At 56.0% G+C, this 13,161-nt stretch carries 9 protein-coding genes and 1 pseudogene; 3 read left to right on the forward strand and 7 right to left on the reverse strand.

Annotated elements, in window-relative coordinates; genetic code table 11:
• Positions 1-33: 33 nt before the first annotated feature.
• Both B1722_RS10495 and B1722_RS10500 read left to right on the forward strand, forming a co-directional pair.
• Positions 34-672, forward strand: coding sequence for an antitoxin Xre/MbcA/ParS toxin-binding domain-containing protein (locus tag B1722_RS10495; protein ID WP_239778396.1), 639 nt, complete (start codon positions 34-36; stop codon positions 670-672).
• Positions 673-864: 192 nt separating this feature from the next.
• On the forward strand, positions 865-2,604 hold the full coding sequence (locus B1722_RS10500) for a hypothetical protein (RefSeq protein ID WP_034139918.1): 1,740 nt from the start codon (positions 865-867) through the stop codon (positions 2,602-2,604).
• Between the two features lie 254 nt (positions 2,605-2,858).
• Here the strand turns inward: B1722_RS10500 and B1722_RS10505 are convergent, their stop codons facing one another.
• From B1722_RS10505 to B1722_RS10530, 5 genes are all read right to left on the reverse strand, one after another.
• Positions 2,859-3,854, reverse strand: coding sequence for a hypothetical protein (locus tag B1722_RS10505; protein WP_256578842.1), 996 nt, complete (start codon positions 3,852-3,854; stop codon positions 2,859-2,861).
• Positions 3,855-4,309: 455 nt separating this feature from the next.
• Positions 4,310-5,428, reverse strand: coding sequence for a TniQ family protein (locus B1722_RS30105; RefSeq protein ID WP_080761498.1), 1,119 nt, complete (start codon positions 5,426-5,428; stop codon positions 4,310-4,312).
• Complete coding sequence (locus B1722_RS10520; RefSeq protein WP_086792409.1) at positions 5,380-6,273, reverse strand: TniB family NTP-binding protein; 894 nt, start codon at positions 6,271-6,273, stop codon at positions 5,380-5,382. Before B1722_RS10520 ends, B1722_RS30105 begins: the two co-directional genes overlap by 49 nt.
• Positions 6,270-8,189, reverse strand: coding sequence for a Mu transposase C-terminal domain-containing protein (locus B1722_RS10525; protein ID WP_034139804.1), 1,920 nt, complete (start codon positions 8,187-8,189; stop codon positions 6,270-6,272). The genes B1722_RS10520 and B1722_RS10525 overlap by 4 nt, the downstream gene beginning before the upstream one ends.
• Entirely contained in the window at positions 8,186-8,737 is a 552-nt protein-coding gene (locus tag B1722_RS10530) for a TnsA endonuclease N-terminal domain-containing protein (protein WP_034139805.1), read from the reverse strand. Before B1722_RS10530 ends, B1722_RS10525 begins: the two co-directional genes overlap by 4 nt.
• A gap of 235 nt (positions 8,738-8,972) precedes the next feature.
• Here B1722_RS10530 and B1722_RS10535 point away from each other — a divergent pair.
• Positions 8,973-9,620 (forward strand): annotated as a pseudogene (locus B1722_RS10535) (ATP-binding protein); the annotation flags it as partial.
• Here B1722_RS10535 and B1722_RS10540 read toward each other — a convergent pair.
• Both B1722_RS10540 and B1722_RS10545 read right to left on the reverse strand, forming a co-directional pair.
• Positions 9,617-10,831 (reverse strand): aldose 1-epimerase family protein, encoded by a 1,215-nt coding sequence (locus tag B1722_RS10540; RefSeq protein ID WP_086792411.1) that lies wholly within the window; start codon positions 10,829-10,831, stop codon positions 9,617-9,619. The pseudogene B1722_RS10535 and the gene B1722_RS10540 sit on opposite strands and share 4 nt — an antisense overlap.
• 219 nt (positions 10,832-11,050) lie before the next feature.
• A complete protein-coding gene (locus B1722_RS10545) occupies positions 11,051-13,027 on the reverse strand; it encodes a methyl-accepting chemotaxis protein (protein ID WP_086792413.1) in 1,977 nt (658 codons plus the stop codon).
• Positions 13,028-13,161: the final 134 nt, after the last annotated feature.

Raw genomic sequence — 13,161 nt, forward strand, 5'->3', positions numbered from 1 at the left:
CCTTTATCGCAGACTGCACGTCAGGTGGATGATATGAAGAAAGACAGACACTGGTACGTTCAAACCCAGGCCACCCAAGACGGCAGTGACGATGTCATCGTCGATTTACCTCCCGCCCTGTTGCAGGAAATGGGTCTGGGCATCGGGGATGAGCTGGCTATCACCGTCGCCGGCGACACGATAATCCTGACACCCGTACGCGCCATGAAGCGTGAGTCTGCAAGGGGCACCGACGTCTTACGCGCTCAAGCTCATGACAGTTACCGAAACCGTATGAATGTTCTTCTCAATATCCCGGTCGACGCGACTGCACAGCAAATTCACGAGATGATCGACGCTGGCTTTGAGGCAACCGCCCTTACGGCAATGAGCGACTTAGGGCTCATCAGCTCCGGTACTCTGGACGCAATCCTTCCCACCCCAACTATTACGACAAAGCTGGCCACAGGTGAGCGATTAACCGCGAGTCAAAGTGACCACCTGTTTCGCCTGGCACATACCATTGCCTTAGCCGAGTCCTTTTTTGGCGACACTGACAAGGCTCTGCGCTGGCTGTCAAAACCGAAGTCCCATTTCTTGGGTAAAAGCTCGATTGAGATGCTCTCCACAACCGTTGGATTCCGTCAGGTGGAGCAGCTTCTTGCTCAAGCATCGGAAGGGATGTCGTTCTGACTCTGTTTCACAGATGCTAAAGAAAATGATCGGCATGCATGAGGTGCCGACTTGGTGCTGATCCTTTTTTGCAGGTAACGTACAGCCCCTCTGACGGAGCTTCAAATGATCAGGACGATATGCACGAGTCCACGCTTAGTCAGCCACTAATCAGCGACGAGCGTGATGCTCCTGCATATTCGGAGTTGCGAATTGTTTCATCGAATCAAGCGAGTTCCTCCCCGCGACAACCTTTGTACTACCGAAGATGGCGATGCCATCAAGCACATCCGCAATGGAACAGTGGTGGTCTGGTCTTACGAGCGCATTAGAAAAAATTTCGAAGCTGAAAGCATTCCCTTTGTGGAGGTCATCTTTCGGTTTTTAGACCGCAACGATGAGCCTGCCGGCGTGACGCCTGCGTTGATCGGCGTAAGCCGGCTGGGAAGCTTTCGTCTGGGGACCATTTGGCAAGGGGGAAAATGCATTGCCGAAACGGACCTGGGTAAAGACCAAGAGTTTTCTGTGGATTTCACTGAAGGTGTCTGGTCCTACGTCAGTATCAAAGGCAATCACCAACCCGTTCCCTATTTCAAGATCGATTATCCGCTTAGAAGCCAGCCAACAGATAAGGCACTGACCGAGTTTCTCAGCTTTCCCCTACCGAAAGGCAAAAACCTCCTGATCCCCTGTATTGAATTTCTGTACCGGTGTTATGGCAGCACGTCGGACATGGCGCGGATACTGACGACCTACCCATGGCCCAAGGTGCGGGAGCTTCTCTATGCCGATACCCAGAAAGACCCCAACAGCTGGCTTGTAAAACCACATCCCAATGTTCCTGACGACGATGGGCTGTTTCTCGCATACGCCCTTTACAACAATTACACCGAAGAGGCCGCCAAGCTGCTCTACGCCGAACTGGACAATGCATACGGCAAGCGCATGAAGGAAATGAGTTTGCGGGTTAAGCCGTGGTTCCAGGGCCCTGCAAAGGTCAAGGTTCGTGGCCGCTGGATCAACAATCGCACCACATTTCTGTGCTACGAAGTCACAGGTATGAGTCAGCCACAGGATCATCCCTACGAGATAAACCGGGTCAAATATTCCAAGGATGATTCTGAACAAGATCCAACCCTTCTCGACACGATGAGGGTCAAGATTGAAACGGAAAAGCCACAGGACCCGTTTCTGATCACCGACCGTCAGGAACCCGATCAAGGATCTGCTCGATGGTCAAAGCCCGATCCTGGGTTTGAAATTCTCGGGCCGGAATGCCCCCATACCGTTTCATTTGACGAGCGATCGCTTTCAAAGAAAAAGGCCATTCTGGTCCCGCCGGGCACGACCAAGGTGCTCTCCACTGGAGACCCGCAGGGCTACAACAAAGGCGTCGGCAAATTCACTGCTGTCGCAAAGCGGGTCTTGGGTGATGGAGGCGCACTTCAAACTGTTTGGGATAAGCTTCGACACCACCTGGGCAAAAACCGCTTCTCTAGCTTGGCGTGGCAGTCAGAGCGTCAGGGTTTCGTGCAAAGCGAAGACTTCAGATTACTAACACTGGCGGCGTTTACCCCATCCGAAGCGCCCAAAGATAAGAATAGAACATGGCTTTCTTACAAAGAAAATGCTAACCACCGTCGAGGTATCTTGGTTGCGCGCATCAAGATTAGGGGCCGCTCTTTCTACCTGTTTGAACTACAGCGCAAGAAAATTCGAAAAGACACCGTGTACAGTGAAGAGAAAATTTCAGGGCTTCTAGTGGAAATCAACAACGAGGCCGAAGCGCTGGTCGAGATCTCCAGAATTTGCGCTGAGATCCGGTTTGCCAACGGTAACTTCCGTAACCTGAAAACGCCGTTGAGACATCCGCACAACATATTTCGGCATCACTCTGACATCGGCACAACGATCTTCTACGCCTTCTACCGCTTGGGCGTCACCCTCATCTGAGCAGTGACGGGATTTGTACTGAAATTATGGAGTTTATGCTCCGAACATAAACTCCATAACTTTGATACACCTCGGATTCGAGCGACATCGAGCGTCGCAAAAACACTCATCGCAAACTCACAACGACTGCTCCATCCGTTTGGATAGGGTTATCCAAAGCTCCATCGGCAAAAAATGAAAGTGGATGCTTCAGTGCATTGGGCATGTAGCCCTCGATTTGTGTCTCATCTCGATCGATCTGATATCAATCAGCCTCAGATCATAGGATCACTTAACAAGGAAGTACCGGAGGTAAAGCTAGGTACCCAATACGTTTGAACGTTGATCACCACATTAAAACCAGCTACTCCCTTCACCACGAGAGCGCTATACGAGAACCTCTTCTTATTCACGCTCCTCAACCCATGCAACAGCATCAGTGCGGCCTTGATCCATGCACGCTCGTAGGCTTCACCTTCGCCACCGGTGGAGTACAAGTTGTATAGCGTGGCCTCAAGCTTACGATTTTTCGCCCTTGCTACCGCACGCTCGCTGAGTTCTGTTGTAAGGCTGAGTCCATGGGTTCGGTTCAGATAACTGATGAAGCCCTGCGCGGTCGCACGCTGTCCCGGCGACTGAGTGAGATATGCCGTTACCGTCTTCTGCGTGGGCAACGTATCGAACTGCTGTGACGCTGAAGCCAATACGTTTTTCGCGGCACGCAAGGAAAGCCGAACAGAACTGATCGACGTAGATCCGTCGCCTTGTTTGGTCCGAAGATACTCTCGGTAACCCAGCAGTGCTTCCAAGCCAACGCCGGCGGGCGTCGATTCGATCAACTCTTGAATTCGGCGTTTTTCGGAGTGTTGGTTGCGCAGTTGCTCATCGGCCGCGACACCGTACCGCTCACTGAGCCATAGCATTGGGGTCTGCATCCTACGAAGCCCCTCTGCACTGAAATGTTCGAGCAGGAAAACGTACGAGGGTAAACCTACGGAATGCGCATCCAGGAAGCTGAAAAAGGGCACGTAGTGTTTGAGTTTCAGCGCAGCCTTCTGCGCCCCCATCTGACTTTTGAGCCACAGGCAGAACTCATTGAAGCGTTGACGCGTGCTGGCATGGGCGAACAGTTCGACATGAATATGCGCGCGACGATCAAGGCTCTTTTCCCAGGCGCAGGTCTCGCATTCGTTTTTGCGTCCCGCCGGCATCAACCGGGTGCAGCTGGCACACTGAACTTTGCCTTTTTCAGCGCACAATTTACACCGCATCAGACCATCGTTGCACTGGACCAAGAAACGGTGATGCCGGCAATCCGGGCACGTTGCCGCGCCTGCCCGTGCGCATTGAGCGCAGCAGCGAACATCGGGATCGATCGCTAGGACTCGGGTTAGTTTTGTTGATAGCTTGCCGCATCGGTGGCAAGGCTCAGGTTCGGAAAAGTGATGTGCACAGCTGGCACATGCTGGGCCATAGACCGTCATCAATCCGACCGGCTTCCCGGTCTTCTTGCACCGTACACAAGGCGCTCTCGACTCGCAGCGGATGCATTTGGCGTCTTTTTCAAATACGGGGAGCCGGGCGAAATTGTCACAGCCGGAACACAATCGGCGCTTGAACAGTCGGGCATAGCACGTGTTGCAGAATCGCCGTCCCTTGTGGATCCGGTGAATCTTCGATGCGATGCATTGGCATTCATCGCATTTCAGTGGCAGTTCCGGAGGTGTCATCGTTGAAACTTCCTGAGCAATCGTCGCCATCTCATCAATACGCTTTTCACAGAGCGCGGGGTTCGGACTGGGGCGAGGTTGTAGTTACGGCGTCGACTGCTTTTCAGCACTGCGCCAAGTCTAGCAAGTGAGGCCGGTAACTCTCCCGAGCGCGGCAGCAACAGCGATGGGCGCACGCGCTCCCGCTCGGCCACGGCCATCAAGCGCTCGGGACCGACCTCCAGCATGCTCCAGACGTGTGCCAAGAGGCCTGCGCGGTCCACGGGTGACAAATACTCGAATGGCAAGCCCGTTGGAGGAGGCCTGAGTTCGGCCAGGTTCACACCAAGCTCACGGAAAAACATCTCCGTGCAGGGGCTGGGTGCGCGCGCGGCGGTGCGCAATATACCAATCATCCATCGCGACAGAGCAAACCATTCAGTCAGAAGCAGATGGTTCTCGCCATACCGCAGGGTAGGTTTGGAAAACAGCTCATCAGCCGCAAGCTGGAAACTCAGAGCCTGGATCGGTGCCCTGTCAGTTGACGCGAAGCCCAGCTCATATCCGCAGCGATGGCACCGACCTAGCGTCTGCTCAGGTGGTGCAAGCAGATGAGGGCATAATGGCGCATGGCAGCATTCACAGCGGTCCAGCAGAATCACCTGGTGCAGTGGACATGCGCTGTGCCACGCCAGCCGATCCTGTATCAGGTAATGAGGAAGTCGTTCCTTGAAGCATTTTGGGCAGTACTGAAGGCCACCGCTGCGACGTCGATTCCGGCACCCCAGACAGAGAAACCAGGGCGCTATCCCTCTTGGGAATTCCGCAGTTCCCGTCATCAACTGATACAGCGGCTGTAAAGTGGCCGCTTGAAGCGCTGCTGTGGGAATGCCAGAAAGGCGGGTCAGATGCTGCGACTGTTCAATGGATAAATCTCTGTCCGGATCGTTGCACCAGTACCTCAGCCTAGGCCAGACCTCGCCTGTTAGCGTCGTGGCATCGCAACCTTGGGCCAAAGCACATCGCATTAGCCAGGAGGAGATAACTTCGTCCTGCAGAAGAGCTGGCACCATCGGCCAGACCGGATTTAAAGGACGCGCTCCCGCACCCCATCTGCACTGGTAGGACGCATCCATTGGTTTTTCTCCAGCAGTCGACGGTCAATCACTTCCGAACCGTTTCGAATCGCCTCCCTTGCACACTCACGTAAAAGGTATTCGATGTTGCCCGTGTTGCCATTGGAGATCGCGTGAATGAGCGGGGTGAGCTCCGACGAGTACAGTTTTGAAGCGAATTTGAGAGGGAGCACTGATTCGAAGCTTTTCAGGAAACGCTGAAACTCGGCATTGACCGACCAGTTGGGCAGCGAGACAACCTCAAACCGGCTTGAATACTGCGAATCCAGGACCAGTAGCTGAAGTGCCGTCCGGGTGCCGACCAACACCAAAGGAATGTGGAGGATGTTCGACAGCATCTTCAATTCGTTCATGACATCCATGCGCTTGGCAGCCGATCCGTTGTTGATCGTATGCACTTCGTCAAGAATGAGCATGCGAGTACGCGCATCACGCAAGAGATGAATGGCCTGATGTCGAAGCTTTTCCAGCGGCGCGACGGGGTTGTGGGGTGCCCAGAACTCTCGAAGAATGGCGTTATACAGCTCTCGCTCATCAGGCTTGTGAACTTCAGCGCAAATCACTGGCCGCACGCTGACCGCATCGTCACTGACGTACGGCTGCCCTGATAGCTCCTTGAACCGGGTGACCACCGTGGTTTTGCCTGTATTGGACTCACCGACAAGCATGAGGTTTGGCATGCGAGGACGCTCGGGCTTGCGTAGCAAGCCATTGAGGATGTCCATCAGGTTGTTAGCCGCCTGGTAATCAACCCAGCGCGGCTCATCCAGGAATGCGAGCCGATCAAGATCGGACTTTTCCATCACGTCTCTGAACTGCGGTGTGATATGGGCGTAATTGGTCACCAGACTTCTCCAAAAGTGTCCACTTCATCCACCGACAACAGTTGCGGCGATTCAGGTAACCCAATAGGTGGCAACTTGGGCTCGACGTGCGGCGTGGGCCGAGCCGGCGTAGTTTGTTTGGTGTTGTTCGTCCGCTTCTGAACACTTTTGCGAGCCTGCTTGGTGCGCACGGCAGCCTCAGTTTCCTGCTGCTTGTTTTCGTCCAACATCCGTTCGATAACGTCGTGGTTGACCGCGTCGCGGCCGGCCTTCCTCGCTTTTTTCTTGGCGTTGACGTACTCGCCCACCGTTACGCCGGCGTATCTGCCACGAATGATCGGTACCTCAAAGTGCTCTCTCAACGCCGGGTCGTAGAACCAGATTCGATTAATGTCACGAGGGTCGCGGCGAAAAAGGAATTTTCGAGCCTTGCCTGTTTTAGGATCGGTTGCACCTATCCACGGCCGCAGTGCTTCAGCGAAATACATCGCGTCCATTTCCACGCCATAGGGGTGAATGGTTCGCAGCGTCGCAGGCAAGAAGTCGAGTTGGAAACCCCACGGATCCGCGACCCTGGGCGGTAGTGGCACAATCGGGTCGTGCTCTTTATCTCCGAAAAATGCCAGATTCCATTTCTTGATCGGCGCCATGTCGATCTCTTCATGGAATTTATTGTTGTACTTGATGAGGTTTCTGACCAACCGCTGCTCGTATTCTGCAAACGTGTAGATCGACTGCTTCTCAGAGTCATATTCACGACGCTCGGCAGGATTGCTAAAGGTTGCGCCCCGATCTTTTTTGTTGATGCCGGCGAATGTGCCCATCCAGCGCTCAATGTGTCCACCCCATTGCGGGTTTTTCTTCGGCCTGAAGTCACGACGGATATTGTGGTTCACACAGGACTGCACAAGGCTATTGGTCTTGAAATCAGCACCGTTGTCACTGTGCAGCGTGCCCATTTTCCCCCACACCGGCCATTCAGCATCCACCCCATGAAGTGCCAGCCACTTTTCCTTAGGTAGGATTGAATGGACAACGCACATTGCCACCGAGACCGCAGAGGGGGCATCCATCGACAGGTAGTAGCCGGTCACCATTCGCGAATACACGCAGATTGCCAGCGTCAACCAAGGACGACCGATGGGGCGCCGGTGAACGTCGTCGACAATGATCATATCCGCCGGCGTGTGGTCGATCTGCACGATCTGGAGCGGGTACTCAGTGTTAAGTCCGCCTGGGCGCGGGTCATATTTGTTGCCCGCGAGTTCTTTATCGCCGCGTCTTCGCAAACGCGTCCGATCAGGAATGTTCTTGATGCGCGCCTGCACCGTCGACACGGTTGGAGGAGACAGCTTCAAAGCCTTGCAACGCTTTCGGACCTCATAAACCGTTGAGGCAACATCCGGGCGTTGTTCGGTCAGGTAAAAATCGTCGATGGTCTCGGCAATAACCTTCTCGACGCCCTCAGAGATCCTGGAACGACCTTTGCCCCACCCACGCTTAAGTGGGATCAGTGCGGTAACTTCGCCTTGCTCTTTGTAACGGCGCAGCCATCTGTAAACCGTAACCGCATCAACACCGGCGTCTTTCGCACGTTGCTCGACCACGCTACGTGACTGACCTTCAATGCTCAGGAGTGGGGCGATGACCGCGTAGCGTTTCTGCGCGATGGCCCATTCCTCAGCACCGATATCCTCTAAATCGTAATCTGCGTAGGGCCCTCTTACCTTGTCACCAAGAAACGGCTTGAGCTCGCCGATTTGAAGCACCTTCGGTTGCCCGGTTTCGACATTGATCGCCAGCACGGATTGGAAATCTAATATCTGGGTAATCCGGAAGGTCTCTTTCTGATAGCAAGCAACCTGGCCGGGCGCGATATTTACGAAAGACCGGTCAATCTTGCCTCTCTTAGGCTGTTCACTAACGAAGTCATTCATTCGGCCACCATGACTTCTAACGAATCGCTCAGAGGCCCGGAAATATCGCAATCCAACTGACGGGTCGCGATGAGATGAAAGATATGCGATTTGCCCAGAGCTTCAGCGCCTTGAAAGTGCAGCGCCACGAGATAGCTGATTGATGCAATGCCCTTGAAAGCGACCGTGCGAATGATGGCGTCCAGATCCTGATCCGCGTAATCCGCGTTCTTGAATCGTTCTAAGTACTGGATGTTCTTCAGTGATTGGCCTCTGATCCGCGATTCGTCATAGATATGGAAGCGCCAACCTCGCTCCTTCGCATAACGCAACGCTGCCTTCCATTTTGGTAGCAGGTCGCGCCAGTTCTCACGCCAGTTCTCTGCCGGTTTGACCTCCACGAGCATGGGGCGCAGATGGGTGTGAGAATGGAAATGAACCAGATAATCCGGGGTATAAGTATAGGATCGGCCGCTGCGAGCAACGAAATCCAGTTGAACCGGCTGCGAGACCACAGTCAGAACATCCTTCCTGAAATCCATCCGACTGAGGAAGTCACGCTCCAACATGGACTCGAAGGCAACGCCTTGTCCGCGAAAAGCAAACACTCCGGAAAGGCTACGCGTCGTAGATTTTATGCGCCTCGCAACTGAGAACCGAGGCTGGTTGCAGCTATTGCTATCCATAATGCGGCCAGTTGCACCTATTAGCATGTTTGAGTTGCGTAATATTTGGGCGAATCATACGACAGAATGCGGAGCACAGCGTAGGTGCGTTGCATCTATTCCCAAATGTCACAGCAGCTCGAAACCACAACCCGGCGAAATCACCCTCGCCCACCACGGCGTGCTGTTTCTCGACGAGCTTCCGGAATTTGATCGCAAGGTATTGGAGGTACTGCGCGAACCTCTGGAATCCGGATATATCGTGATCGCCAGAGCCAAGGATCGCGTGCGATTCCCCGCGCGTTTCCAGCTGGTGGCAGCGATGAACCCCTGCCCCTGTGGATATCTGGGCGAGCCGAGCGGCAAGTGTTCGTGCACACCAGACATGGTGCAGCGCTACCGTAACAAGCTCTCGGGGCCGTTGCTGGATCGGATCGATCTGCACCTGACGGTGGCGCGGGAGGCAACGGCGTTGAATCCATTGGTCAAACCGGGCGAGGACAGTGCCAGTGCGGCAGCCGTGGTGGCCGAGGCACGAGAACGCCAGCAAAAACGCCAGCGTTGTGCCAACGCCTTTCTTGATCTACCGGCGCTCAAGCGGCACTGCCAGTTATCCACAGCCGATGAGAAATGGCTCGAGTCAGCCTGTGAACGGTTGACACTCTCACTGCGTTCGGCACATCGCTTGCTCAAGGTTGCGCGCACACTGGCGGACCTTGAGCAAGTGGATGCGATCAAGCGTGAGCACTTGGCCGAGGCGCTGCAATACCGCCCGGCAACGCCTTAATGCTCGGTCAAATCCACCAGCGGCGCCTGCCGTACTTCGGTTTCGCGCCCGGCCTGAATCTCGGTCACGCGCTTCAATGCGTTATCCACAGCGCTTTTGTCTGCCAGCAGGCTGTAGCTGATCTGAAACTGTTGGCTGGCCTTTGGCGCAATGGTCGGTACCAGGTTCAGCGGACGCTGATAGCGGCGGTTGTAGGAAAAACTGGTTCCCGGCTCAAGGCCCGTGACATAGCCCTGCCCTTGGGTGTCGGTGTTTTTCCACAGAGAAAATACCGGCAGCTGCCGGGTATTGAAGCCGACGGAGACACCGAGGCTGCCAGCCTTGTCATGCAGCACGGTCAAGGTTTCGCCTTTGGCGTCGGCGTAGGGTATGACGTTGTAGACGGTTTCGTCATAGTCCTTGGTCGGCCCGCGATAGGTCTGCCAGTCGGCCAACTCGGCTTTGGCCTTGTCGTTGAAGGGCGAGACCTGTTTCACCGGTGCCGCGAACCGCGCGCCCTGCTCGAGGAACGGCGTGCTGAAGTTACTGTGGTACAGCGCCTGGTATTCCTTTGGATAATCGCCGTTGTTGGTCAGCGTATCGTTAAGGGCAAAACGGGTGCTGCCGGGCTCAGTGACAAGCTCCGTCATCACCGAAAAGTCGACTTTCTTGAACGCCTGCTCTTTGAGTTCGCCGCGCAGGCTGATGGCATAGGGTGGTTTTTCATCGATGTGCAGCGTGACGCTGCTGGCCGGGATATTGGCAGCGCGGCCATGCAGGGTCAGCAACTCGCCATTGTCCATGCCGGGATGGCCGACCCATTCGTAACCGCAGCGGGTCACCAGTTCATTGAAGCCTTCCAGCCAGCCCAGACCACCGCGCCCATTGAGTTCGATGAAGGCCGGGTTGACCACGTCCTTGACCGGCGAATCCCAACCCATGCGTACATTGCCGACGGAGGCCTGCAGGACATTCATGCCGCGGGTTGGCACCACCGAGAGTTTCATCGTGCCGTTATCGATATCGACGATGCTGACACCTTCCTGTCGCCCACCGTGCAGGGTGCGCAAGCTTATGGAGAAAGGTTTGCCGGTTTTCACACCGAGCTGCTCACTGGTGATCGTCCAGTTTTGCGCGGGCTTGTTGGTATCGAGGAGTACGTAATCCCAAGCCATCGCGTGGGTAGCAGCAGAGAGTGCGCCGAGGGCAACGGCGAATTTGAGCGGGGTCATGGCAGCAGCCTTTATTGGAGTTGTGCCATTTTTATAGCGCTGCGGAAACGTTTCAGCAAGTGCAATGGAGCTTGCGATCGTGTGATTTCCCAAGAATTGGCGGGGATCCATTCGCGAGCAAGCTCGCTCCCACAGGGATCTCGGGTGTTCACAGAATCTGTGATTCACGCCGGAAACTGTGGGAACGAGCTTGCTCGCGAAAGCTATATCAAGGCTGTATCAACGAAAGCGATCAACCTCGGAACGCAAGTCCGCCGCCAGTTTCTCCAGCTCTCTAGCCGTAACAGCCAGGTTCGACACAACCTCACGCTGCTCACTGTTGGCCAGCGCAATGCTCTGCAAATTGCTGCTCAACAATGTCGCGGTGCTACTCTGCTCCTGCGTCGCCGTGGTAATCGCTGCAAACTGCTGCCCTGCCGAACGGCTCTGCTCATCGATCCGCGCCAGCGCCGACGCCACGTTGGCGTTGCGCGACAGGCCTTCCTGCATCAGCACATTGCCCTGCTCCATGGTGCTGATGGCGTTGCCGGTTTCCTGCTGGATGCTGTGGATCATCCCGGAAATTTCATCGGTCGCCTGACGGGTGCGCGACGCCAGGTTACGCACTTCATCGGCCACCACAGCAAAACCACGGCCCTGTTCACCGGCCCGCGCCGCTTCAATCGCCGCGTTGAGCGCCAGCAGGTTGGTCTGTTCGGCAATCGAAGTGATCACACTGACGATGCCGCCAATCTCCTGAGAGCGCTGACCCAGCGTGTTGATCACGGACGCCGTGGTGTTCAGCGCGCCAGCGATTTGCTCCAGCGAGGACGAGGCTTCTTCCATCGAGCTGCGACCGATCTGCGTTTGCTGGGCATTTTCCTGCGCCAGACGCTGAGTCGCGCCCATGTTGTCGGCAATGTTCAGCGAAGTGGCGCTGAACTCTTCCACCGCGCCGGCCATGCTGGTGATTTCGCCGGACTGCTGTTCCATGCCTTCGTACGCACCACCGGACAAACCGGACAGTGCCTGGGCGCGGCTGTTGACCTCTTGCGAAGCGCGGCGGATGTGCTCGACCATGGTCGACAGCGCCTGGCTCATCTGGTTGAACGCGCGGGACAGCTGGCCGATCTCGTCATTGCTCGACACGTTCAGGCGCACGCTCAGATCACCGGCGCCCAAGGCTTCGGCCTGACGTACCAGATCGCTCAATGGCGCCAGTTTGCTGCGCAGCAGCCAGACCACCGAACCGACCGCCAACAACATCGCCAGCAGACTGCCGATAGCCAGTTGCGTACCGACGCTCCAGGTCACCGCGCGGATCTCGGTTTTCGGCATGCTCGCCACCACCGACCACGGCCCGCCCTCGAACGGAACAGCAATGCTGTAAAAGTCCTCAGAGGTGTCGCTCCAGAACTCACCCTTGCCCGGTTTCGCCGCCAGACCCTTGATCACCGGAACGGCCTGATCAAGCGCTTGCACGCCGGCGGGCGCCACCAGCCATTTATTCTGCTCATCCAGCAACGCCAACGAACCGGTCTGGCCGATGCGGAAACGCTTGAGATTGGCAAACTGGGCGTTCTGCGCATCGGTGTAGTCAAAACCAACGAACAACACCGCGATCACCTTGCCGCTGCTGTCGCGCACCGGGGTGTATTGGGTCATGTAGGAACGATCGAACAACAAGGCACGGCCGACGTAGCCCTGCCCCGCCATCAACCTGGCATAGGCGGGGTGCGCATGATCGAGCAAGGTGCCGATGGCGCGCGTGCCGTCCTGTTTGGTCAGCGAGGTGCTGACGCGCACGAAGTCTTCGCCGCTGCGCACGAACAGCGTGGCGACCCCAGCGGTCATCTGCTTGAACTCGTCGACTTCCTTGAAGTTGTTGTTCAGCACTTCACTGCCCAGGTGCAGGCCCGGGGTCTGGGTGCCGGCGACGTTCACCGGTTCATCCGGGTGAATGCTCAGGCCCGCGCTGAAGCGCTTCTCGAACAACCCGCTCAGGCGCTGCGTGCTCTCGCGCAGCGTGCCGTGGAAGGTGCTCAACTGGTCAGCCAGCAGCCGCGCCTCACTGGCGAGGTGTTCTTCACGGGTGGCGAGATTGGCGGAATCCAGCGAACGCAGGGCAAATACCGTACTGCCGCTGATGACGATCGCCAGTATCACAGCGAGCGCGAGGCCCAGCTGCGAAGCGATCCGAGCGCGAGGTTGAGACATGAACAGCTCCTGGCCGAGCCACCGGATCCTCCTTGATCGCAGCACCTGCTCGGAAAATTCTAATAATGGGGGTGGAATCGTGGAGACCGGCACGACGGTCCCACATGCTCATTTTCGGCGGTCAAACCGAATAC

Source organism: Pseudomonas sp. SCPG-7 (assembly GCF_002156405.1).
Taxonomy (GTDB): Bacteria; Pseudomonadota; Gammaproteobacteria; order Pseudomonadales; family Pseudomonadaceae; genus Aquipseudomonas; species Aquipseudomonas parakoreensis.

Coding starts and splice junctions, on each gene's coding strand:
- B1722_RS10495 (WP_239778396.1), top strand. CDS start 34: ATGAAGAAAGACAGACACTGGTACGTTCAAACCCAGGCCACCCAAGAC.
- B1722_RS10505 (WP_256578842.1), bottom strand. CDS start 3,854: ATGCGGTGTAAATTGTGCGCTGAAAAAGGCAAAGTTCAGTGTGCCAGC.
- B1722_RS30105 (WP_080761498.1), bottom strand. CDS start 5,428: ATGGATGCGTCCTACCAGTGCAGATGGGGTGCGGGAGCGCGTCCTTTA.
- B1722_RS10525 (WP_034139804.1), bottom strand. CDS start 8,189: ATGAATGACTTCGTTAGTGAACAGCCTAAGAGAGGCAAGATTGACCGG.
- B1722_RS10530 (WP_034139805.1), bottom strand. CDS start 8,737: ATGTTGGAGCGTGACTTCCTCAGTCGGATGGATTTCAGGAAGGATGTT.
- B1722_RS10540 (WP_086792411.1), bottom strand. CDS start 10,831: ATGACCCCGCTCAAATTCGCCGTTGCCCTCGGCGCACTCTCTGCTGCT.
- B1722_RS10545 (WP_086792413.1), bottom strand. CDS start 13,027: ATGTCTCAACCTCGCGCTCGGATCGCTTCGCAGCTGGGCCTCGCGCTC.